The sequence below is a fragment of the Streptomyces aurantiacus genome (assembly GCF_001418335.1).
GTDB lineage: Bacteria > Actinomycetota > Actinomycetes > Streptomycetales > Streptomycetaceae > Streptomyces > Streptomyces aurantiacus.
Genome location: NZ_LIPP01000103.1, coordinates 16226 through 39668 on the forward strand (window position 1 = coordinate 16226; position 23443 = coordinate 39668).

At 71.1% G+C, this 23443-nt stretch carries 19 protein-coding genes; 3 read left to right on the forward strand and 16 right to left on the reverse strand.

What is annotated here, in order from left to right; translation table 11 throughout:
• Positions 1-191: 191 nt before the first annotated feature.
• The 5 genes from AOK01_RS15295 to AOK01_RS15315 form a co-directional block, all read right to left on the reverse strand.
• A complete protein-coding gene (locus tag AOK01_RS15295; protein ID WP_055511885.1) occupies positions 192-701 on the reverse strand; it encodes an O-acetyl-ADP-ribose deacetylase in 510 nt (169 codons plus the stop codon).
• A gap of 5 nt (positions 702-706) precedes the next feature.
• Positions 707-2116 (reverse strand): phytoene desaturase family protein, encoded by a 1410-nt coding sequence (locus tag AOK01_RS15300; RefSeq protein WP_055511887.1) that lies wholly within the window; start codon positions 2114-2116, stop codon positions 707-709.
• 98 nt (positions 2117-2214) lie between these two features.
• A complete protein-coding gene (locus AOK01_RS15305) occupies positions 2215-3060 on the reverse strand; it encodes an inositol monophosphatase family protein (protein WP_055511837.1) in 846 nt (281 codons plus the stop codon).
• 87 nt (positions 3061-3147) lie between these two features.
• On the reverse strand, positions 3148-5055 hold the full coding sequence (locus AOK01_RS15310; protein WP_055511839.1) for a gamma-glutamyltransferase family protein: 1908 nt from the start codon (positions 5053-5055) through the stop codon (positions 3148-3150).
• 109 nt (positions 5056-5164) lie between these two features.
• On the reverse strand, positions 5165-5860 hold the full coding sequence (locus AOK01_RS15315) for a DUF4232 domain-containing protein (protein ID WP_079103440.1): 696 nt from the start codon (positions 5858-5860) through the stop codon (positions 5165-5167).
• Positions 5861-6020: 160 nt separating this feature from the next.
• Between AOK01_RS15315 and AOK01_RS15320 the strand changes: the two genes are divergently transcribed.
• The gene (locus AOK01_RS15320) at positions 6021-6683 is read left to right on the forward strand and encodes a hypothetical protein (protein ID WP_055511843.1); all 663 of its coding nucleotides are present in this window, start codon (positions 6021-6023) and stop codon (positions 6681-6683) included.
• A 32-nt stretch (positions 6684-6715) separates the two neighbouring features.
• Here the strand turns inward: AOK01_RS15320 and AOK01_RS15325 are convergent, their stop codons facing one another.
• The 7 genes from AOK01_RS15325 to ggt form a co-directional block, all read right to left on the reverse strand.
• Positions 6716-8278, reverse strand: coding sequence for an NCS1 family nucleobase:cation symporter-1 (locus AOK01_RS15325; RefSeq protein WP_055511845.1), 1563 nt, complete (start codon positions 8276-8278; stop codon positions 6716-6718).
• Positions 8279-8372: 94 nt separating this feature from the next.
• Positions 8373-9392 (reverse strand): TIGR03842 family LLM class F420-dependent oxidoreductase, encoded by a 1020-nt coding sequence (locus tag AOK01_RS15330; RefSeq protein ID WP_055511847.1) that lies wholly within the window; start codon positions 9390-9392, stop codon positions 8373-8375.
• Between the two features lie 71 nt (positions 9393-9463).
• The gene (hydA, locus tag AOK01_RS15335) at positions 9464-10855 is read right to left on the reverse strand and encodes a dihydropyrimidinase (RefSeq protein WP_055511849.1); all 1392 of its coding nucleotides are present in this window, start codon (positions 10853-10855) and stop codon (positions 9464-9466) included.
• 104 nt (positions 10856-10959) lie between these two features.
• A complete protein-coding gene (locus AOK01_RS15340) occupies positions 10960-12294 on the reverse strand; it encodes an aspartate aminotransferase family protein (protein ID WP_245702267.1) in 1335 nt (444 codons plus the stop codon).
• On the reverse strand, positions 12291-13133 hold the full coding sequence (locus AOK01_RS15345; protein WP_055511851.1) for a nitrilase-related carbon-nitrogen hydrolase: 843 nt from the start codon (positions 13131-13133) through the stop codon (positions 12291-12293). The genes AOK01_RS15340 and AOK01_RS15345 overlap by 4 nt, the downstream gene beginning before the upstream one ends.
• Positions 13134-13277: 144 nt before the next feature.
• Positions 13278-14918: a hypothetical protein gene (locus tag AOK01_RS15350; RefSeq protein ID WP_055511853.1), complete on the reverse strand. Its 1641-nt coding sequence runs from the start codon at positions 14916-14918 to the stop codon at positions 13278-13280.
• A gap of 394 nt (positions 14919-15312) precedes the next feature.
• A complete protein-coding gene (gene ggt, locus AOK01_RS15355; RefSeq protein ID WP_079103441.1) occupies positions 15313-17139 on the reverse strand; it encodes a gamma-glutamyltransferase in 1827 nt (608 codons plus the stop codon).
• A 104-nt stretch (positions 17140-17243) separates the two neighbouring features.
• Between ggt and AOK01_RS15360 the strand changes: the two genes are divergently transcribed.
• Complete coding sequence (locus AOK01_RS15360) at positions 17244-18002, forward strand: hypothetical protein (RefSeq protein WP_213862101.1); 759 nt, start codon at positions 17244-17246, stop codon at positions 18000-18002.
• 489 nt (positions 18003-18491) lie between these two features.
• On the opposite strand, the gene AOK01_RS15365 is transcribed toward AOK01_RS15360, so the two are convergent.
• Positions 18492-19235 carry an amino acid ABC transporter ATP-binding protein gene (locus AOK01_RS15365; protein ID WP_055511855.1) on the reverse strand — a complete coding sequence of 248 codons (744 nt, stop codon included), beginning with the start codon at positions 19233-19235 and terminating at the stop codon, positions 18492-18494.
• Between the two features lie 127 nt (positions 19236-19362).
• Positions 19363-19803 (reverse strand): DUF6278 family protein, encoded by a 441-nt coding sequence (locus AOK01_RS15370; RefSeq protein WP_055511857.1) that lies wholly within the window; start codon positions 19801-19803, stop codon positions 19363-19365.
• A gap of 235 nt (positions 19804-20038) precedes the next feature.
• Here AOK01_RS15370 and AOK01_RS15375 point away from each other — a divergent pair, with 235 nt between their 5' ends.
• Positions 20039-21856: an SGNH/GDSL hydrolase family protein gene (locus tag AOK01_RS15375; RefSeq protein WP_079103447.1), complete on the forward strand. Its 1818-nt coding sequence runs from the start codon at positions 20039-20041 to the stop codon at positions 21854-21856.
• 114 nt (positions 21857-21970) lie between these two features.
• Here AOK01_RS15375 and AOK01_RS15380 read toward each other — a convergent pair whose 3' ends face one another.
• The gene (locus tag AOK01_RS15380; RefSeq protein ID WP_055511861.1) at positions 21971-22753 is read right to left on the reverse strand and encodes an exodeoxyribonuclease III; all 783 of its coding nucleotides are present in this window, start codon (positions 22751-22753) and stop codon (positions 21971-21973) included.
• Positions 22754-22783: 30 nt separating this feature from the next.
• Complete coding sequence (locus AOK01_RS15385; RefSeq protein ID WP_055511863.1) at positions 22784-23419, reverse strand: MBL fold metallo-hydrolase; 636 nt, start codon at positions 23417-23419, stop codon at positions 22784-22786.
• Positions 23420-23443 lie beyond the last annotated feature (24 nt).

Here is a 23443-nt window from a genome sequence, read left to right on the forward strand (position 1 = left end):
GGAAGTTGATGTCAGGCCAGAATGCGACTGCTGAGGACAAAGGCACCTGGTGGGGCACAGAAAACCCTAAGACCCGAACACAATCGGAGCAATGACCCTGTCGGTCTCTGTGTGATCGTGAGGGCCGACAGGTGCCCCGTACCGGGTGAGTGGGCGCCCCCGTCGAACCTCCCCCGTTGGACCCCGTCCGGTCAGCGGACCTGGGCCGCGAACGCCTCGTACGCCTGCTCGTCGAAGAGGACGAACCTGGCCTCGGCCACCGCCGTCCGCGTGGCCCGCACCGTCCCGACCGCGATGCGGGCGGCGTCGTCCATGGGCCATCCGTAGATCCCGGCGGAGACGGCCGGGAACGCGACGGTCCGTGCGCCCAGTTCGTCGGCGACGCGCAGGGATTCCCGGTAGCAGGAGGCCAGCAGCTCGGACCGGTCCTCGCTCCGGCTGAAGACGGGCCCGACCGTGTGGATCACCCACCGGGCGTCCAGCCTGCCGGCGGTGGTGGCGACGGCCTGGCCGGTGCGCAGGCCCTTGCCGTAGTGCGAGGCGCGCAGGGCGCGGCACTCGGCGAGGATCTCGGGGCCGCCGCGCCGGTGGATCGCGCCGTCCACGCCTCCGCCGCCCAGCAGGGAGGAGTTCGCGGCGTTGACGATCGCGTCCACGCTCTGCCGGGTGATGTCGCCCTGGACGAGTTCGATGGTCGTCATGTCGGTCATGTGCTGCGCAGCTTCTTCCATACGGCCTTGGCGGCGTTGTGTCCCGACATGCCGTGTACGCCGGGGCCCGGCGGGGTGGCCGAGGAGCAGATGAACACCGCCGGGTGCGGGGTGCCGTACGGGAACAACGACACCTTGGGGCGCAGCAGCAGTTGCAGGCCCGAGGCCGCGCCGCAGCCGATGTCACCGCCCACGTAGTTGGCGTTGCGGGCTGCCAGTTCGGGCGGGCCCGCCGTGGCGCGGGCGAGGACGCGGTCGCGGAAGCCGGGGGCGAACCGCTCCAGTTGGCGTTCGATCACGTCCGTGAGGTCCCCGGTCCAGCCGCTCGGCACATGGCCGTACGCCCAGAACACGTGCTTTCCGGCCGGGGCCCGGGACGGGTCGACGACGCTGGGCTGCACGGTGATCAGGAACGGCGCGTCGGGGGCGCGCCCGTCCCGGGAGGCCGCGCGCAGGGCGGCTCCGATCTCCTTGCTGTCCGCGCCGACCTGCACCGTGCCGGCCGTGCGGGCCTCCTGCGCGGTCCAGGGCACCGGTCCGTCGAGCGCGTAGTCGACCTTGAAGACGCCCGGCCCGTACCGGTACCGCTCGTAGTACCGCCCGAAGCCCGCGATGCGGCTCAGTGCGGTGGGCGAGGTGTCGAAGACGTACGCGCGCGCGGGCGGCAGGTCGTCGAGGCGCTTGACCTCGTAGTCGGTGTGGACGGCGCCGCCCAGGTCCTTGAGGTACGCGGTGAGCGCGTCGGAGATCGCCTGGGAGCCGCCGCGGGCGACGGGCCAGCCCCGGGCGTGCGCGGCCAGGGCGAACACGAGGCCGACGGCGCCGGTGGCGAGGCCGCCGAGCGGGGCCATGACGTGCGCGACGAGTCCGGCGAACAGCGCCTTGGCCGGCTCGTCGCGGAACCTGCGCATCAGCCAGGTCGAGGGCGGCAGGCCGACCAGGCCGAAGCGGGCGAGGGTGACCGGGTCCCGGGGCAGCGCGCTGAGCGGCAGGGACATGAAGTCCCGTACCAGCGTGTCCCATTGGTGGGTGAACGGCTCGACGAGCCTGCGGTACGTGCCCGCGTCGCGCGGCCCGAACGAGGCCGCCGTCTCGGCCACGGACCGCGACAGCACGGCCGCCGTGCCGTCCAGGAAGGGGTGCGCCATGGGCAGTTCGGGCTGGAGCCACTCCAGGCCGTACCGACCGAGGGGCATCGCGCGGAAGGCGGGCGAGTTGACGCCCAGCGGGTGCGCGGCCGAGCACGGGTCGTGCCGGAAGCCGGGCAGGGTCAGCTCCTCGGTGCGGGCGCCTCCCCCGACGGTGTCGCGCGCCTCGAAGACGGCCACGGAGAAGCCGCGGCGGGCCAGCTCCACGGCAGCCGTCAGCCCGTTGGGCCCCGCACCCACCACGACGGCATCGAGCATCGACGGCACCTTCGGACTCCTTCGTCAGCCGATGGCCACTGGGCATCAGGATATGCCGGGCCGCCGACAGTCCCGCCTCAGCCCCGCGCCACGGTGGGTCAGACGCCGCCCGACAGCAGCTCAAGGACCCGGCGGGCCGTGGCCACGTCGCGCGCCGCCGTGAACGGAAGGGTGTTGCCGCCGGTTATACGGAACGGCTCCTCCGCGAGTGTCAGGTGCACGCCGCCCGCCTCCTCGACGAGCAGGATGCCCGCCGCGTGGTCCCAGGCGGCCTCCCAGGAGAACGCCGTGGCGTCCAACTCGCCGCGGGCCACGGCGAGATACTCCAGTCCGGCCGAGCCGCAGGGACGCGGGGCGACCCCCGCCGTGCGCAGTCCGAGCAGCGCGCGCTTCTGCTCGTCCGTCGTGTAGTACGGGTGCGAGGTGGCCACTTCGAGGTCGCGGCCGGCGGCGGGCGAGCCGGCCCGCAGGGGTACGCCGTCGAGCAGGGCGCCCCGGCCCCGTACGGCGACGGCGAGTTGGTCACGGACCGGGGCGTACGTCCAGGACGCGAGGACGACGCCGCCCTGGGCGAGCGCGACCAGCGTGCAGAAGCCGGGGTCGCCGTGGACGAACTGGCGGGTGCCGTCGACCGGGTCGACGATCCAGACGGGGGCCTCGCCCTGGAGCGCCTCGTACGTCATCGGGTTGGCGTGGACCGCCTCCTCGCCGACCACGACCGAGCCCGGCAGGAGCTTGCCGAGCACCTCGGTGAGGTACTCCTCGGCCTTGCGGTCGGCGTCCGTGACCAGGTCGTGAGGGCCGCTCTTCTCGTCCACCTCGTGCGCCGCGAGCTGCCGGAAGCGCGGCATGATCTCGTCGGCTGCCGCCGTGCGGACGGCTTCTTCGACGTCGGCGGTGCGGTGTGCGAGAAACTCGTCGATGGTTTCCATGTGTTCGATCATGCGTCCATGAGAACACGCACCACTGACAATTCCCGCCCGGTGGGTTCATCACGGGTGGAATCGGCATGAACAACGAGTATGCGGAGGTCAGCGGCCGACCGCGTACCCCTGCATCCCGCGCGGATTCGCCGCCGCCGACAGCACACCGGTCCGCGGGTCCCGCGCCACCGCGCACAGCCGCCCCTCGGACCAGGCGTCGCCGACCTGGACGTCGTGGCCGCGGCGGCGCAGCTCCTCGACGACCCCGAGGTCCGTGCGGGACTCGACGGTCACGCTGCCGGGGAGCATCCCGCGCGGGTAGAAGGAGCCGGGGAAGCTGTCGTTGTGCCAGTTCGGGGCGTCGATCGCGCCCTGGAGGTCGAGGCCGCCGCGGACCTCCGCGCGCAGGGCGACGGCCAGGAAGAAGTGCAGCTGCCACTGGTCCTGCTGGTCACCGCCGGGCGTGCCGAACGCCATGACCGGTACGCCGTCCCGCAGCGCGAGCGACGGTGAGAGCGTCGTACGCGGACGGCGGCCGGGGGTCAGGGAGTTGGGCAGTCCCTCGTCCAGCCAGGCCATCTGGAGGCGGGTGCCGAGCGGGAAGCCCAGCTCGGGCACGACCGGGTTGGACTGCAGCCAGCCGCCGCTGGGCGTGGCCGCGACCATGTTGCCCCAGCGGTCGACGATGTCCAGGTGGCAGGTGTCGCCCCGGGTGCCGCCGTCCGCCGAGACGTCCGGCTCGCCGGGCACGGGCGACGTCGGCGGCTTGGCCACGGTCGGCTCGCCCACGCCCGGCGCCGCGAGCGCGTCGGGCCCGCCCTCTCCGGAGGCCACCGCGCGCGCGTGGCCGCTGAGCAGCGGCGCCCGCCCGCCGGGGCTGCCCGGCCGCAGCTCGTACGAGGCCTTCTCCCCGACCAGGGCCCGGCGTCCGGCGTTGTACTCCTGGGACAGCAGCTCCGCCAGGGGCACCTCGGCCGCGTCCCCGTACCAGGCCTCCCGGTCGGCCATCGCGAGCTTGCAGCCCTCGACCAGCAGGTGCACGTACTCGGCGGAGCCGTACCGGGGCAGCTCGGGCGGCAGCAGGGCCAGCTGCTGGAGGAGCACCGGGCCCTGGCTCCAGGGGCCGGCCTTGCACAGGGTCCAGCCGCGCCAGTCGTAGGTGGCCGGGGCCTCGTAGGACGCGGACCAGGAGGCCAGGTCGGCCGCCGTGAGCGTGCCGGAGTGACGCTCGCCGCTGGTGTCCAGCGTGGGCCGGGCGGCCTGCCGCACCAGCGCCTCGGCGATGAAGCCCTCGCGCCAGATGCGCCGCGCGGCTTCGATCTCGGCGATACGGCTGCCGCCGTCCTGGGGTTCGAGCGCGGGGGCGGCGCCGGGCTCCGGAACGGCCCCGGACTCCCCGGCGGCCCCGGCCTCCCGGGTGGCCTCCGCGATCAGCCGCCGCCAGGTCGCGGCCAGGGCCGGGTTGCGGAACAGTTCGCCCGGCCTCGGGGGCTCCCCGTCCGGCAGGTACACCTCGGCGGACGACGGCCACTCGGTCGCGAAGAGCTCCCGTACGGTGTCCACGGTCTGGCCGACGCGCTCCACGGGCGCGTGCCCGTCCTCCGCGTACCCGATGGCGTACCGCAGGACGTCCGCCAGGGACTTCGTGCCGTGGTCGCGCAGCAGCAGCATCCACGCGTCGAAGGCGCCGGGCACGGCGGCGGCGAGGGGCCCGGTGCCGGGCACGAGCTCCAGACCGAGTCCCCTGTAGTGGGCGATCGTGGCCCCGCCCGGTGCCACGCCCTGCCCGCACAGCACCCGTACCTCGCCGCCGGCCGGGGCAAGGACGATCGGGACCTCTCCGGCGGGCCCGTTGAGGTGCGGCTCGACGACGTGCAGGACGAAACCCGCGGCGACGGCTGCGTCGTACGCGTTGCCGCCGTCCTCCAGCACGGCCATCGCCGACTGCGAGGCGAGCCAGTGCGTGGAGGACACCATTCCGAAGGTGCCCTGGAGCGTGGGTCGGGTCGTGAACACGGGGTAACTCCTCGCTGTGAGCGGGCCTTTGTAGTGTGCCTTTGCGCTGTGCCTTTGTACTGTGATCGGACTGCGATACGGGCGTCCGGCGATGGTACGCAGGCTCCCGCTACCGCGGTCGTGAGGGCTGCGTGGGTTGTGCGGGCTGCCAGGCGGTCGTCCCCAGCACGTTCTTCGGACCGATGTCCAGCGGGTACGGCGGCTCCACGGTCACCGTGTCGTCGCCCTTCTTCGGCGCGACGCGGAGGTACACACCGTCCGTGTTGTTCATCCGCCAGTACAGCGCCGCGTGAGCGGTCTCGCCGGGGCCGAGGGTGATCGGGCGGGGGCCGGGGTCCTCCGGTGCCATGGACACCTTGTCCGTGCCCGGGACCGTCCGTACGCCGGGGAAGGGGTCGCCCGATCCGTCCAGGACGGTGACGGCCGGATAGCCGTTCAACTCGTACGGGCGGTCACCGCAGTTGGTGACGTCGAGGCCCATGGCGCGCAGCCCCATCGCCGCGTCGCCCCGGTCGGCCTGGAAGCGCAGGCCGGACTTCGGGCAGTCCTCGGTCTGCCGGCCGGGGACGTCCGGAGACGGCTCGGGGAGCGAGAGATCGGGCCGAGGAGGGGCCGAGGACGGCACCACCACCGCCGGGCTGGGCGACGGGGCGGGCGTGCGTTCGGGGTTGCTCTCCCGGTCCAGTTCGGCGGAGAGCCCGCACCCGCTCGCTCCCAGGGCCAACAGGCAGACGAGGGCGGCGCTGTGGAACACGCGCGGGCGGCGCGCGCTCGGGCGGTACGGTCTCGGGCGTATCGCGATCACCTGCCGATCATCACACGGGACTTCGCCCCTGTGACCCCGCGGGCCTCTGCCCCTGTGACCGCGCGGCCACGGAGCGAGTTCTCACTACCTCCCTACAGCCACTCATGTGACACTGTCGTCCCGTCCGCCGTGCGGACCCCTCCGCACCGTCCCCCACGAAATGTGCGCCGTGCGATCTCTTCCTCTCGCTCTCACCGCGCGTCTGGCGCCGGTCGTCGTGCTCGCCACGGCGGGCTGGGCGCTGTCGTCCGGGCCGCTCTCCGCCGCTCCGGCCACGGAGAAGAAGGCCGCCCCCGACGGCGGGACATCACCGTCGGCACCTGCGGCCTCCGCCGCGGTCCGTACCTATCGGGACTCTCCCGCGCCCTGCGAGGGCGTGACGAAGAAGACGGTGACCTCGCTGGTGCCCGGCGCCAAGACCGCCGGAAAGGAGATCCCCTCGACCGACGAGTCGCTGCGCCGCACCTGTTCCTGGAACGCGCTCAAGGGGTTCGACTACCGCTGGCTGGACATCTCGTACGAGCTCAAGAAGTCCGACGAGTCCGCCCTGGCCGCCTACAAGCAGCGCACGACGGAGAAGAGCGGCGGCGGCAAGGTCCCGGGTCTCGGGGACGAGGCCTACTCGGTGGTGAACCTGACCACCGACGACAAGCAGCAGACACGCGAGGGCATGGTGATCGTCCACGCGTCCAACGCCCTGGTGGTCGTCACGTACAACGGCAGTGACTTCGAGTCCAAGAAGGCACCGAGTACGGACGAGATCAACAAGGGCGCCATCAAGGCCGCCAAGGAGGGGATGGCCGCGCTGGAGGCCGCCCAGTAGGGGCGGTTCCCGGCGCGGCCGGCCACCCCACGTCAGACGCCCTCCCTCTCGGCCCGTTCGAGCCGTGCCAGGGGTGCCATCAGCGCGACGTACAGGACGAGCGACGAGGCGAGGCCGACCGCCCATCCGTAGTCCGCGAGCGGCTTCAGGAACGGGACGAGTCCGTCCACCGGGAACGGGCCCAGCTTCGCGCCCTCGGCGTCGACGTTCGAGTACGAACCGCCGACGGCGAGGACGCCGCCGACCGCGAAGGCCAGCACCGCCCGCCAGTTCCAGCCGTTCGTGTACCAGTAGCGCCCGCCGGCCGTGTAGAGGTCCGCGAGATGCAGGACCGTACGGCGGACGATCCAGTAGTCGGCGATCAGGATGCCCGCGACCGTACCGAGCAGCCCGCCGACCACACCGAGCCAGGTGAAGATGTAGAACTCCGGGGTGGAGATCAGCTTCCACGGGAAGATCAGGACGCCGATGACACCCGTGATCAGCGCGCCCGTACGGAAGTTGATGAACTTCGGTGCCAGGTTGGACAGGTCGTACGCCGGTGAGACGACGTTCGCCGCGATGTTCACGGAGACCGTGGCGATCAGCACGATGAAGAGCGCGAAGACCAGACCGAACGCGTTGTCCGTCTTGGCCGCGAGGGCCACCGGGTCCCAGATCGCCTCTCCGTAGACGGCCTCCGAGCCGGAGGTGACGAGCACGGCGAGGACCGCGAAGAGCGTCATGGTCGTCGGCAGTCCGAGGCTCTGCCCCCAGGTCTGCGCCTTCTGACTGGCGCCGAAGCGGGTGAAGTCGGGGATGTTGAGCGACAGGGTCGCCCAGAAGCCGATCATGCCCATCAGCGACGGGAAGAAGACCGGCCAGAAGTCGGCGCCCCAGCCGAGCTTCGAGGGCTGGTCCAGCAGCGCACCGAAGCCGTCGGCCTTGACGGCGATCCAGATCAACAGCACGAACGCGCCGACGATCACGACGGGCGCGGCCCAGTTCTCGAAGCGCCGCAGGAAGTCCATCCCGCGGTAGATGATGGCGATCTGCACCGCCCAGAAGAGGACGAAGCACAGCCACAGCGGCCATGGGTTGCCCGCGATCCGCCCCGCGTTCTCCCACTCGCCGCCGGTCAGCTTGGAGCCGAGGGCGAAGACGCCGCTGCCGCCGATCCAGGTCTGGATGCCGAACCAGCCGCAGGCCACGGCCGCCCGGATCAGCGCCGGGATGTTGGCGCCGCGCAGCCCGAAGGAGGCGCGGGCCAGTACGGGGAAGGGGATGCCGTACTTGGGTCCGGCGTGCCCGGTGGCCAGCATCGGCAGCAGCACGATGACGTTGGCCAGCGCGATCGTGAAGACGGCCTGCTTCCAGTCCATGCCGAGGGCGACCAGGCCGGAGGCCAGGGTCCAGCTGGGGATGCAGTGGGCCATGGAGATCCACAGCGCCGCGAAGTTGTACGTCGTCCACTTGCGCTCGGAGACGGGGACGGGGCGCAGATCCTCGTTGGCGAAGGGGCTGTCGGCGGGGAAGGCGCCGGGGCCGAGCTCGATCCGGCCCTGGGCGTCGGCGGACTGGGATATCGGTGGCCCCGTGGGGACGGTTTCGGTCATGGGCAGGCCAATCGATGAGGGGACGGGAAAGGCCGTGCGGGCGGCGCGGTCCCCTTCCCGGGGAGGTGGGAAGGGGACGACCTGGAGACCGCCGTCAACGGTTGACGGCGGGGATGACCGTTGATCCGTACGCCTCGATGACCGCCTCCTGAGCGTCATGCATGTCGTACAGGGCGAACTGGTCGACGCCCAGCTCGCGCAGGGCGTTCAGCTTCGCGATGTGCTGCTCGGCCGTGCCGATCAGGCAGAACCGGTCGACGATCTCGTCGGGTACGAACCGGGTGTCGGGGTTTCCGCTGCGCCCGTGGTGGGAGTAGTCGTAGCCCTCGCGGGACTTGATGTAGTCGGTGAGTTCGTCGGGCACCGCGGCGGAGTGTTCGCCGTACTTGGAGACGAGGTCGGCGACGTGGTTGCCGACCATCCCGCCGAACCAGCGGCACTGCTCACGCGCGTGGGCGAGCGCCTCGGGCGAGTCGTCCTCGGTGACGTACGCGGGCGCGGCCACACAGATCGTGACGTCGGCCGGGTCGCGTCCGGCCTCGGCCGCCGCGGTCCGCACCGCCTTGACCATGTACTCGGTGAGATACGGGTCGGCGAGCTGGAGGATGAAGCCGTCGGCCTCCTCGCCGGTCATCTTCAGGGCCTTGGGGCCGTACGCGGCCATCCAGACGGGGAGTTGGGCGCCGGGCCCGATCCACGGGAACCTGATCACCGTGCCGCCGAGGTCGGCCTCGTCGCCGCTCCCCAGCGCCCGGATGACCTTCATGGCCTCGCTGATCCGCGCGAGGGTGTTGGGCTTGCGGCCGGCCACGCGCATCGCCGAGTCGCCGCGGCCGATGCCGCAGACCGTGCGGTTGCCGAACATGTCGTTGAGCGTGGCGAAGGTCGAGGCGGTGACCTCCCAGGTGCGGGTGCCCGGGTTCGTCACCATCGGGCCGACCTTCAGCTTCGTGGTGTTGGCGAGGATCTGGCTGTAGATCACGAACGGCTCCTGCCAGAGCACGGCGGAGTCGAAGGTCCAGCCGTACGTGAAGCCGTTGCGCTCGGCCCGCTTCATCAGGCTGATGACACGGGAGGCAGGGGGGTCGGTCTGCAGGACGAGTCCGAAGTCCATCGGCACCACTCCTCATTCGGATTCGGGCGGCCTCAGTCTCAGTTCGCGCCCGGTTCGCTCTCAGTTCGCGCTCAGTTCGTGTACTGGCAGATGCCCCGCGGCAGGTAGACCCCGTGCCCGGCCTTCCCCACGTACGCACGGTTGTCGATCACGGGAACCCCGCGCGACAGGACGGTCTCGACCCGCCCCACCACGCGCTTGCCCTCGTACGCCGAGTAGTCGACGTTCATGTGATGCGTCTCGGCGGACATGATCTGCTCGGCGTCGGGGTCGTAGATGACGATGTCGGCGTCCGCACCCGGCGCGATCGTGCCCTTCTTCGGATACAGGCCGAACATACGGGCAGGGGCGGCGCAGGCGATCTCGATCCACCGGCGGCGGCTGATGTGCCCGTCGACGACGGCCTGGTGGAGCAGGTCCATGCGGGTCTCGACACCCGGCATGCCGTTGGGGATCTTCGAGAAGTCTCCCCGGCCCATCTCCTTCTGCCCCTTGAAGCAGAACGGGCAGTGGTCCGTGGACACCACCTGCAGATCGTTCGTCCGCAGCCCGCGCCAGAGAGCCTCCTGGTGCTCCTTCGGGCGCAGCGGGGTGGAGCAGACGTACTTGGCGCCTTCGAAGTCGGGCTCGGCGAGGTTGTCGGTCGACAGGAAGAGGTACTGCGGACAGGTCTCGCCGAACACGGGCAGCCCCTCGTCCCGCGCTCTCGCCAGTTCCGCGACAGCCTCCTGGGCCGACACGTGCACGACGTAGAGGGGGGAACCCGCCACCTGGCTCAGCTTGATCACGCGATGCGTCGCCTCCGCTTCGAGGAGCGCCTTGCGGACTTCGCCGTGATGACGCGGGTCCCGCTCACCGCGTGCCAGTGCCTGCTCCACGAGCACGTCGATCGCAAGACCGTTCTCCGCGTGCGTCATCACAAGACCGCCGTTGGCACCGGCACGCTGCATGGCGCGGAGGATCTGGCCGTCGTCGGAGAGGAAGACCCCCGGGTACGCGGTGAAGAGTTTGAACGAGGTGACGCCGGCCGAGACGAGTCCGTCCATCTCCCTGAGCGACGACTCGTTCACATCGGACATGATCATGTGGAACGCGTAGTCGATCGCGCACTGCCCGTCCGCCTTTTCGTGCCACGCGTCGAGCCCTTCGCCGAGAGATCCGCCCTTGGACTGGATCGCGAAGTCGATGATCGTGGTCGTGCCGCCCCAGGCGGCGGCCCGGGTACCGGTCTCGAAGGTGTCGGAGGCGAAGGTGCCGCCGAACGGCATCTCCATGTGCGTGTGGCCGTCGACCCCGCCCGGAATCACGTATTTCCCGGTGGCGTCGATGACGTGGTCGGCCTGCCACCCATGGCTGTCATGGGTGGCCATGGCCACGACGCGGCCACCGTCGACGAGCACGTCGACGTGGAGTTCGTCGGAGGCCGTGATCACCAGTCCGCCGGTGATGAGCGTGCGTGCCATGGCTTCTGCTCCATTCGCGTCAGTCGTACTGCGACCGTGCTCGGCCCTCTCCCGTCAGGCCTCTCCCGTTCCCAGGCCTCTCCCGTCGGGCCTTCGCGCCCGGCTCACCCGCCCTGCCGCAGGCCCCTCCGCAGAGCGCGCTCCAGCATCGCGGCGCCCTCCTCGGCCTCCGCGGCGGTGAGCGACAGGGGCGGGGCGATGCGCAGGACGCTGGTGCTGTGGCCGCCGCCCTTGCCGATCAGCAGGCCTTCCTCGCGGGCCGCTTCGAGCACGGCGGCGGCCGCGTCCGAGTCGGCCAGGTCGGTGCCGGGCTGCACGAGTTCGACGCCGACCATGAGCCCGCGGCCCCGCACCTCCCGTACGCCCGGGAGCTGCGCGGCGACGGCCCGCAGCCGCTCGATGAGCGGTCCGCCGACCCGGCGGGCGTTGCCCTGGAGGTCGTGTTCCAGGAGGTACGTGAGGTTGGCGAGGCCCGCGGCCATCGTGACCTGGGTGCCGCCGAAGGTCGAGATGGAGTTGGAGTCCAGGCAGTTCATGATCTCGGCGCGGGCGACGACCCCGCCGATGGACATGCCGTTGCCGATGCCCTTGGCGAAGGTGAGGATGTCCGGCGGGCCGTTCTGAGCGTGCGCCTGCCAGCCCCAGAAGTGGTCGCCGGTCCTGCCCCAGCCGGTCTGCACCTCGTCGGCGATCCACAGGATGCCGCGCTCCTGGAGGACCTCGCGGAAGGCCGCGTACAGGCCGTCCGGCGGTGAGGTGAAGCCGCCGACGCCCTGGACGGGTTCGGCGATCAGGGCCGCGGGCGCGCGCACATGGCCGAGCAGGTCCTCCAGGTCGGCGACACAGGCAGCGATGAACTCGGCGTCGTCGAGATGGGCGTACGGGCCGCGGGTGCGGACGCCGCCGTGCACGTACAGCGTCTGGAGGGGTGACAGGCTCGTCGGCGACCAGCCCTTGTTGCCGGTGATGCCGACCGAGCTGAACGAGCGGCCGTGGTAGCTGTTGCGCATCGCCAGGATCTGGTTGCTGCGGCGGTACGCGGTGGCCAGGAGCAGCGCGGTGTCGTTGGCCTCGGTGCCCGAGGTCGTGAAGAACACGCGCGCGTCCGGGATGCCCGACAACGCGGCGATCCGCTCGGCCAGGTCGACCATCGGCCGGTTGAGGTAGAGCGTGGAGGAGTGGTTGATCCGGCCGGCCTGCTCGCTGACGGCCTTCGTCACCTCGGGCAGGGCGTGCGCGGTCATCGTGGTGAGGATGCCGCCGAAGAAGTCGAGGTACTTGTTGCCGTCGGCGTCCCAGACGTGGCGGCCCTCGCCGTGGGTGAGCTCCAGGGGGTCGGCGTAGTAGAGGGCGAGCCAGTCGGGCAGGACGGCCTGGTGGCGCCCGCGCAACCCCTTCTCCGGGCCTCCGGACGGACCGCGGGGAACGTCTGTCGTCACGGCTGCACCAGTCCTTCGTACGCGTCGGGGCGGCGGTCCCGGTAGAAGGCCCACTGCTGGCGGACCTCGTCGATCAGGTCGAAGTCGAGGTCGCGGACGACGAGTTCCTCGCCCTTGTCGCTCGCCGGCTCGCCGACGAACTGGCCTCGCGGGTCGACGAAGTACGACGTCCCGTAGAAGTCGTTGTCCCCGTACTCCTCCTGGCCGACCCGGTTGATCGCGGCGACGAAGTACTCGTTGGCGACGGCGGCGGCCGGCTGCTCCAGCTGCCACAGGTGGGCGGAGAGGCCCCGGGAGGTCGCCGACGGGTTGTAGACGAGCTGTGCGCCGTTCAGGCCGAGCTGGCGCCAGCCCTCCGGGAAGTGGCGGTCGTAGCAGATGTAGACGCCGACCTTGCCGACCGCGGTGTCGAAGACCGGCCAGCCGAGGTTGCCCGGTTTGAAGTAGTACTTCTCCCAGAAGCCCTTGACCTGGGGGATGTGATGCTTGCGGTACTTGCCGAGGTAGGTGCCGTCGGCGTCGATGACCGCGGCGGTGTTGAAGTAGAAGCCGGACTGCTCGACCTCGAACACGGGGACCACGACGACCATGCCGGTCTCGCGTGCGATCTCCCGCATCCGGGTGACGGTCGGGCCGTCCGGTACGGGTTCCGCCCAGCGGTAGTGCTCGGGCTCCTGGACCTGGCAGAAATAGGGGGCGTTGAAGACTTCCTGGAATCCGATGATCTTCGCGCCCTGACGGGCCGCCTCGCGGGCGTGCTCCTCGTGCTTGGCGACCATGGATGCGGTGTCGCCGGTCCAGGTGGCCTGGACCAGAGCGGCGCGTACGACATTGGCCATGAGCTGCTCCTTCGACGTGACGTCAGAGAGCTTCTACGCCCGTAGACACTTGGCGTAGAGCCATGAAAGTAAGCCTCGCCGCCGCACTGGGCAAGACCATCGCCGTTAACCGCCGGAGTCGATCATGTTTCACACCCCGGTGGGTCAGCCTCCGGCGGTGTGGCCCGCCACGCGCAGCGCGTGGATCAGGTCCCAGTGGCGTTGTTCCGAGACGTTGCGGGCCGCTTCCAGAAGGAGCGGAGCGAGGAGCTCCGGGTCGGCGTCGATGCTGCGGACGGCTTCTTCGGGGCTGCGCACGCGGACGTACGCGTCCATGAGGGTGCGGACCTCGCGGTGCCGGCCCTCCTCGACGAGAGCCAGGACGGCCTTGCCTATCTCCGGGGCGGGGCGGACGACGCCCTGGCGCAGCATCTGCTCACCGTCCGCCGTGCGGCCGGCCGCCACCAGCGCGTCGGCCGCGGCGACCAGCCGGTCGGCGGGCAGGGAGACCACCTCCCAGAGGAGGGTGGCCCAGTCGGCGCCGAGACCGGCCCGGTGCAGTTCGGCGGCGAGGAACGGAAAGCGGGCCGCGGGCCAGTACGCGGCCTCGACCAGCACGGCGTGCGCCTCGCCGGTGCGGCCCTCGCCCCGCAGCCGGACGAGTTTCGCGACGGTCTCGACCGTGGTCCGCCGCGCCTCGTCGTCCAGCGCCTCGCGCCGTGACCTCGGCCGCTCGGCGTCCTCGCCGCTTCCGGCGTAACGGGCTCCCCGCCGGGCGGGCTCCACGGGCTGCGGCGCCGCCGGCGGCGTCGGCTGCGGAGCCGGCGCGGGGGGTACGGCGAGGTCCGCGCCCTCTTCCCCGTCCGTCAGGCCGGCGAAGCGGGCGCCGCCCCGGGCACCACCGCGGAGACGGCGCTTGGAGCGCTGCTTGGGCACCGGGGGTGCGGAGGCCTCAGCGGCTTCGGGGGACGCCGACGCGGATGGAGAGGCGGCGGGCCCGACCTCGGTGTCGGTGACGACGTCGGTGTCCTGGCCGGTGTGGGCGTCGGTGTCCGGGGCGTCGTCCTGCCGTGCGGCGCGGTCCGCGGAGGCGTCGCGCCAGAGGTCCGGCCAGTCGTCCTCGTCCGGCGCCGGTGCCTGCGCCCGCGTCTGCGTCTGCGTCTGCGTCTGCGTCTGCGCGGGTCGCTGGGCATTCGCGCCGTCGTCCTGGTGGTCCCGTGGCTCGTCGACCCAGACGGCCTCCCCGCCGTCGGCGACGGGCGGCATCGAGAGGGACTCCCGGCCGTGTCCGCCCACCGTTCGCCGGTCCAACTCGTCGATACGGGCGCGGATCTCGGCACAGCGGGCCGTCGCGCGTTCGTGGTCGTCGCGCGCCCAGGCCAGGTCGAGGCGGAGGGAGTCGGCCTCCTCCTGGGTGCCTGCCGCGGGGAGCGACCTGCCGAGCTCCGAGAGCCGTTCGGCGGCGTAGCGCTGTTCGCGCAGCATGACGTCGAGCCGGTCGCCGAGGGCGTCACGGCCGCCGGACCGCGCGTCGTACGCGGCGAGGGAGGCGCCGTGCAGCACCCGGGCCCGCTCACCCTCCTGGGCCGCGGCCCGGTCACCGTACTCGGCGGCCACGTCCTGAAGGATGGCCTGTACGACGTCCCAGGGCGGCACCTCCGAGCCGTCCAGGCACGCCCGCATCCCGTCGGGGTCTCGCTGCCAGAACACACCGCACCAGCCGGCGCCCTGGTCGAGCCGGGACAGCAGGCCACTGAGGTACTGCGCGAACTCCCGTACCTGGCCCGGGAGTTGTTCCACTGCCATTGCGTTCACCCCACACCGGACCGGAGTACTCCGATCCGGTAGAAAACACCATTCGTGTTACGGAAGCGCTACGACGAGTTTTCGACCTGGACGCAGAGTGCGGTTACCACCCCGGAACGTGATGTGAGAGAACGGGCGGTGACGTGGGGTCACCTGCCGCGTCGGCCGCGTCGCGCCGGGGATCAGCGGGGGTCCGCACCATGCGGTCACCCTAATACCCTCGACCGTTGTTCGAACAGGCACCGAGGGGCCACACCGGCCTGCTCGCCCGCCCGCATACGAACGGTTCGCGGGCCGGGTGCGCTCGATCCCGTCGAGTGCGCCCGGCCCGCGACCACGGTCAGCGTCTTCACGAGCTCAGTAGATCAAGATCTCCTGAGCAACGAGCCGGCGTCTATCGCGCCGGCCGCACCACCATCGCCGAGCCGCCGCCCCTGCGCTCGGGCTCCGCGGCGGCCAGCCACTTGCCGTCCGGCAGGCGCTGGACACCTGTCGCCGCTCCGATCTCCGGGTTCTGGCGGAACCCGTGACCGATGGCTTCCAGCCGGCCCCGCAACGGGCTGTCCCACAGGCCGGGTTCGAGTTCGGTGGTCGTCTGGTTGCGCTGGCTGGCGCGCGGGGCGGCGATCGCGTCGACCAGCGGGAGGCCCCGGTCGACGAAGCCCGTCAGCGTCTGCAGGACCGTCGTGATGATGGTCGCGCCACCGGGCGAGCCGAGCGCCACCACCGGCTTGGAGTGACCGTCGAGCACGATCGTCGGCGAGATCGACGAACGCGGACGCTTGCCGGGCCCGGGCAGGTTCGGGTCGTGCACGTCCGGGCTCGCCGGGGCGAAGGAGAAGTCGGTCAGCTCGTTGTTGAGGATGAACCCGCGGTCAGGGACGGTGATCCCGCTGCCGCCGGTCTGCTCGATGGTGAGGGTGTACGCGACGACGTTGCCCCACTTGTCGGCCGCCGTCAGATGGGTCGTGTTCTCCCCCTCGTACGTCGTCGGCGCGGCCTTGCCACCGGCCCCGCACGCCGCCGGGTCGCGCGGGTCCCCCGGCGCCAGCGGACTGGTCAGCACCGCGTCGTCCTTGATCAGGCACTCGCGCGAGTCGGCGAACCGCTGCGAGAGCAGTTCCTTCGTCGGTACGTCCTCGAAGGCGGGGTCGCCCACCCAGCGCCCCCGGTCCGCGAAGGCGATCCTGCTCGCCTCGATGTAGCGGTGCAGGTACTCGACGTCCGAGGCCGTCGAAAGGTCGGTCTTCTCCAGGATGTTGAGGGCCTCGCCGACCGTGGTGCCACCGGAGGAGGAGGGCGCGATGGAGTAGACGCCCAGCCCGCGGTACGAGGTTTTCGTGGGCGCCTGCCGCTTCGCCCGGTACTTCGCCAGGTCCTTCGTCGACAGGTTGCCCGGGCGGGCGTTGTACCCCGAAGCGGGGTCCACCGGCGGCTCGTTCACCGTGTCGACGATGTCCCGGGCCAGCTCGCCGCGGTACAGCGCGCCCACTCCCTCGCGGCCCAGCTTCTGGTACGTACGGGCCAGGTCGGGGTTCTTGAACGTGGAGCCGACCACCGGCAGCGAACCGCCCGGCAGGAACAGGTCGGCCGTGTCGGGGAAGTTCCTGAACCGCGCCTCGTTGGACGCGGTCTGCGAGCGGAACGTGTCGTCGACGGTGAACCCTTCCCGGGCGAGCCGCTCCGCGGGCCTCAGCAGCGACCCGAGGCCCTTGCTGCCCCAGCTGCCCAGTGCCGTCTGCCAGGTGGCGGGCGTGCCGGGCGTGCCCACGCCCAGACCGCTGGTCACCGCGTCGGCGAACGGGATCGGCTTGCCGTCCTCCAGGAAGAGCCCCGAGTCGGCCGTCAGGGGCGCCGTCTCCCGCCCGTCGATGGTGTGTACCGTACGGGACTTGGCGTCGTAGTAGACGAAGTAGCCGCCTCCGCCGATGCCCGACGAATACGGCTCGGTGACGCCGAGGGCGGCTGCCGTGGCGACGGCCGCGTCCACCGCGTTGCCGCCCTTGCGGAGGATCTCCACACCGGCGGCCGAGGCGTCCGCGTCGACGCTCGCGACGGCTCCGCCGTATCCGACGGCGACCGGCACCTTCTCCGCCGTCCCGGAGCCGCCGCCGGAGCCGGCCCCGGCGGCCCCCGAGGACGGCGGCGCCGCCCCCACCGACGACACCACAGCGGCCGATACCGCCAGCACAGCAAGTCTCCGCGCGACCGAGCGCCCCATCAGTACCTCCAGTCAGCAACCGTCCGCGCAGCGTAACTTCCCCGGCGGCGCCGCGTCAGGTGACACTCGAACACCGATGCGCCCGCCCGCTAGCATGCGCGCCTATGACTGACGACGTGCGGAACATCGTCCTGGGGGTGCTCGCGGCGGGGCTCAGTGCCTCGTTGGGCTGGGTCGCCCGGACCTATCTGTGGAAGCGGAAGCTCCGCCGCAAACAGGCCTTCTTCGGGCTGCCCGACCACTCCGAGTCGCTGCTCGTGGTCAACCGCGACGCCGGCAGCCCCGATCTGGCCGTGCACCGCTACGACGTGTTCGCCCTCCTGGAACTCGCCGCGCTGATCAAGGACTGCAACGCTCACACCGACGTGATCACCCAGGACGCGGCCCGGCAGGGCTTCGGGGAACGCACGGAGTTCTGCGTCGGCGGCCCCGGGTCGAACCGCCGTATGGCCGCGCACATGCAGGCCATGCTGCCGGGGGTGCGCGTGAACACCGACCCGGAACCGGGTCCTGACCGCCTCGCGTTCCAGATAGGCACCGAGCGCCACCGCATGGAGCCCGGCCAGGCCGAGTACGTACTGCTCGCGCGGCTCACCGCCGGTCAGCCCGGCGTCAGCAGGCCCGTGTTCCTCTTCTGCGGGCAGCGTGCGATCACCAACCAGGCGGCGACGCGGTATCTGGCCCGCAACCACGAGCGGCTGTACCGCAAGCACGGCAACAGTTCCTTCGTCCTTCTCCTGAAGGTCGTGAACTCCCAGGCGTACGGGCCGGATGTCGTCGAGCTGGTCGCCGACGTCACCCGTGCCGCACAGACCCCGCTCCCCACACCCTCGCCCACGCGGAGCACCCATCGCGCTTCCTAGGCCCCCGCCTGCCGCACGTGCCTCACATGACGTGGGCCCACCCTCGATCACGTGGGCCCGCCCGGTGACGAGCACAACCCGACCGGCGCGCAGCTGACCTTCTCCTCACTCGCGGCCGACGCGTCCTGCGTGTCGGTCCCGCTGCGCGAGCAGTGATCTCCGGCTGCTGCCGGACGGGCCATTGCCCCTCGCTACCGCGTGCCCGGCAGCAGCGTCCCTGGGTCGGCCGAGGCGCCTTCGACAGCCTCTGTCACCGGGGATGAACGACAAAGCGTAGTCGAGCCCCGGCGCGGCGGATCCCCCGGCACGGCGGAACTTCCCGTCGGCGCCGGAGGCGGGAACGACTCGGCCGGGCGGACGGCGAGTTGGGCCCCGCGACGGGGGCCGTGGGGGGCGTGAGGAGCGTGGGAGGCGGTCGCGGGGCAAACGCCGGGCGCCGGCGTTTCGGGGCGCACACGTGCCGTACGGTTCATGATCACGTTCCGCCGCTCAGTGTGTGAGGATTTTGGAGAGGAAGTCCTTCGCGCGGTCACTGCGCGGGTCGGTGAAGAACTCCTCCGGAGTGCGGTCCTCGACGATGGCGCCGTCGGCCATGAAGACGACCCGGTTGGCCGCCGAACGCGCGAAGCCCATCTCGTGGGTGACGACGACCATCGTCATGCCCTCGCGCGCGAGCTGCCGCATGACCTCCAGCACTTCGTTGATCATCTCCGGGTCGAGCGCCGAGGTCGGCTCGTCGAAGAGAAGCACCTTGGGGTCCATGGCCAGGGCGCGGGCGATGGCCACGCGCTGCTGCTGGCCGCCGGAGAGCTGCGCCGGATACTTCGACGCCTGCGAGACGAGGCCCACCCGGTCGAGCAGTTCGAGCGAGCGCTTGTCGGCCTGGGCCTTGTTCCGGCCGCGTACCTTCATCTGTGCCAGCGACACGTTCTGCAGGACCGTCTTGTGCGCGAAGAGGTTGAAGGACTGGAAGACCATCCCGACCTCGGCGCGGAGCCTCGCGAGTTCCTTGCCCTCCTCGGCCAGCGGCTGCCCGTCCAGCTTGATCTCGCCCGACCTGATGGGCTCCAGACGGTTGATCGCCCTGCAGAGAGTCGACTTGCCCGACCCCGAAGGGCCGATGACCACGACCACCTCCCCCTTGCCCACGGTGAGGTTGATGTCGCGCAGGACATGCAGCTCTCCGAAGTACTTGTTGACGTCACGCAGCTCGATCAACGGATCGACGGCCATCCTCAGCCCTACCCACTCTCAGCTGTGTCGCGATTGCCGAAAGCTATCGACATAAGAGCGGAGCTAAGGCGCGACACGCACTTTTCGGGCATTAGCCGTATTTACACTGCCGGCGCAGGTCGACGTCTCACGTTTCCGCCACCTCGGCGTACAGCTGCGAGAGTTCGGGAACTCCGTTGGCCGCCCATTCATGACCCGACACGACCACATCGACCTCCCGGCCCGACAGCAGCCGCACCACGGGGCGCCCGCCCGGCCAGACCTCCCAGACGGCACCGGGGACCGTACGGATGATGACCGTACCGAGATAGAGGCCGGCGTCGTTGCCGAGCCAGGGCAGGCTCTCCTCGTCGTCCCGCCAGCGTGGCAGCAGTTGGTCGAGCGCCTCCAACGAGGCCGCCGAGTCGTCGAGTTGAATCCCCGCCCGATGGGCCTGGGAGCGCAGCAGCTCGCATTCGGAGAGCAGTTCGGCCACCCCCTCGTGGTCGCTCTCGCTGTCCGAGAAGATCACGGCTCCCCTCTCGGGGCCCCGCTTCTTGCGCCAGTTGCCCAGGAAAGGGATGTTCATACGCCCAGCCTTTCATCCGTATCGCCCGGCGCACCACAGGGCGCGCTGAACGCCTGTTCGCAGGGAGTTCTCCGGCAGTTCGCACCTGCCTCATTGACGAGTCCCTGACGTCTCTTTAGCTTCACGGTGCATCTGTAGGTTCACGGTGAGAGGAGTCGGTGTGCGCCGACGTGTGTGGGGTACCGCCGTCGCTCTGACTCTGCTGTGGGCGACGACGGCGGCGACGGTGACGACGATGACAGTGACGGTTCCGGCGTCAGCCGCGTCACAGACCGAGTCACAGGCCAAGGAGCGGCCACTGCCCCTGGACCAGCTCTTCGACAACACGGCCGTGAGCGACGACGCACGGCCCGCCGGGGCGGACTTCGACGGCTCGGGCGGTTCCCTGTCGGCGCAGGACCTGACCGCCGCGGGATGGACACCGGGGCGCTCGCTGACGGTGCAGGGCGCCGGCCTGACCTGGCCCCGCCGGGCACCGGGCGAGCCCGACAACGTACGCGCCGACGGCCAGTCCGTACGGGTACGCGGCCACGGTGACGCGCTCGCCTTCCTGGTGGCGGGCACGGGTGGCGGCGAGGAGAGCGGCACGGGCGTGGTCCGGTACCGCGACGGTTCGCGTGCGTCGTACCGGCTGACCGCGTCGGACTGGCGCGGCGGCCCGCTCGCCACCAAGGCCGTCGCCCTGCCGCACATCAACACGCCCGGCGGCCAACTCGCCGAGAAGGCACGGCTGTACGTGGTGACCGTGCCGCTCGCCCGAGGGCGCGCGGTGGACTCCGTGGAACTGCCGCGCACCGGCGACCTGCATGTGTTCGCACTGTCGGTACGCCCCGAAAGCCGTGGCTGGACGGGGAGTTGGGCCGCGTCGGCCTCCGGCTACACCACGGTCGGGCCGTGGACCGACCGGACGCTGCGCCTGGTGGTGCACACCTCGGCGGGTGGCCCGCGGGTACGGATCCGGCTCGACAACACCTTCGCGGCCACCCCCGTACGGATCGGCGGCGCGACGGTGGCGGTGCAGGCGTCCGGGGCGAGCCCGCGCGGCGCTCCCGTGCCGCTGACCTTCCGGGACTCCGGAGGCTCCGAGGGCGTCGAGGGCGTCGAGATCCCGGCAGGCGCCCAGGCGTTCAGTGATCCGCTGGGCTTCGACGTGCCCGCGGACAGCAATCTGCTGGTGAGTTTCCACCTGCCGGGGACGGTGACGGCGGCACCCGTGCACAGCCTGGCCGTCCAGCAGTCGTACGTCAGCGAACCCGGCGACCACGCGGCGGACGCGGCCCCCGACGCGTACACCTCGACGATCCTCAACTGGCCGCTGCTGACCGGTGTCGACGTGGCTGACGGGCGGGGTGCGGAGCAGGGCGAGGGGGGAGGTGACGGGCGAGGTGACGGGCCCGGGTCCGTCGTCGTGCTCGGTGACTCGATCACGGACGGCGAGAAGTCGACGCGGGACGCCAACCGGCGCTGGCCCAATCTGCTGGCCACCCGGCTCCAGAAGCAGAGTGTGGTGCCGCGCTATGGGGTCCTCAACCATGGGATCTCAGCGAACCGTGTGGTCACCGACCGGTATCCCGGTGACGGTGTCTCCACCGACACCGGCGGCGTGAGCGCGCTGCACCGCCTCGACCGGGACGTTCTCGCCCAGACGTCGGCGCGTACGGTCGTCGTCTTCCTGGGAGTCAACGACGTCCGTTGGGGCGCGCGTGCGGAGCAGGTCGTCGACGGGCTGCGGGAGGTCGCCGAGCGGGCGCGTGGACGTGGGCTGCGGGTGGTGGTCGCGACGATCGCGCCCTGTGAGGGGGAGGCACGGTGCACTGCCGACGTCGACGCGGAGCGTGTTGCCGTGAATCAGTGGATTCGGTCCGGCGTCGGCGCCGGTTCCGACTTCGGCTTCGGCTCCGGCTTTGACGGGGTGCTTGACTTCGATGCGGTGTTGCGGGATCCGGGGCATCCCTCAAGAATGCGCTCCGCTTATGACAGTGGGGATCATCTGCATCCTGGGGATGCGGGGCTTGCCGCGCTGGCGGAGTCGGTGGATCTGGGGTTGCTGTAAGGCCGGGGACAGGCCCGGGTGCCCTTTTGGGACAGGCCAGGTTGTGTCTCGGGTGCGGGCCCGGACGTGGCTGGGCGCGCAGTTCCCCGCGCCCCTTACGGGGCCCCGCCCTCCTTACGGGACGTCCAGGTCCACCACCACGGGGGCGTGGTCCGAGGCGCCCTTGCCCTTGCGTTCCTCTCGGTCCACGTAGGCGTCGGTGACCGCCTTCGCGAAGGGGGCGTTGCCGTAGACGAGGTCGATGCGCATGCCGCGGTTCTTGGGGAAGCAGAGCTGGCGGTAGTCCCAGTACGTGTACGGGTGCTCGTACTTGAGGGGGCGCGGGACCACGTCCGAGAGGCCGGTCTCGCGCAGGGCGGTGAGGGCGGCGCGCTCGGGCGCGGTGATGTGCGTGGCACCGTCGAAGGCGGCCAGGTCGTAGACGTCGTCGTCCGTCGGCGCCACGTTGTAGTCGCCGAGGACCGCGAACGGGCGGCTGCCGCCCGCGTCACCCGCGACGGCCGCTCTCAGCGCCTCGAACCACTGGAGCTTGTACGCGTAGTGCGCGTGGCCCACCTCGCGGCCGTTCGGCACGTAGACCGACCAGACGCGGAGCGGGCCACAGGTCGCCGAGACCGCCCGGGGCTCCTCGGTGCCCTCGTAGCCGGGGTCGCCGGGCAGGCCCTTGACCACGTCTTCGAGGCCCATCCGGGACACCACCGCCACTCCGTTCCACCGCCCTGTCGCGTTCACCGCCGACTCGTAGCCCAGCTCGCGGAGCTGCTCGGACGGGAACTGCTCGGCGGTGGTCTTCGTCTCCTGGACGCACAGCACGTCCGTGCCGCTGCTCTCCAGCCAGGCCAGCAGCCTCGGGAGTCGGGCGGTGATCGAGTTCACGTTCCAGGTGGCGATACGCATGGTTCCCAACCTACCGGGCGGCTCCGACAGTCAGAGGTCGGCGCTCTCGCCCGGCGCCAGCCGCAGGTGCTCGGAGCCGCCCAGAGCGCCGATCTGGCTGTCGTAGACGGGGCGTGCGAGGTCGGCGAGCAGCATGTCGTGGATGTCGTACGCGCGCTGCGGCTTGACCTCGCGGACGTAGTCGATGACCTCGGAGATCTTGTTCCAGGGGGCCATGACGGGGAGCATCAGCGTCTCGACCGGGTGGTCGGGGAGGGTGAGGGCGTCGCCCGGGTGGAAGACGCGCCCGCCGTCGAGGAGGTAGCCGACATTCGTGATGCGCGGGATGTCGGGGTGGATCACTGCGTGCAGTTCGCCGTGGACCTGTACGTCGAAGCCCGCGGCGGTGAACGTGTCGCCGTGGCCGACGGTGTGCACGCGGCCCGGGAACGCGGCCGAGAGCTGGTCGGCGACCGACTTCAACGTCCAGATCTCGGCCTCGGGGTTGGCTTCCAGACCGGCCCGCAGGTGCCCCTCGCTGAAGTGGTCGGGGTGCTCGTGCGTGACGAGGACCGCGTCCGCGCCGACCGCGGCGTCCTCCTCGCTGAAGACACCGGGATCGATGACGAGTGTGCGGCCGTCCTTCTCCAGGCGGACGCAGGCGTGCGACTTCTTTGTGAACTTCATGCTTCCCATCCTGCCCCCGGGCGC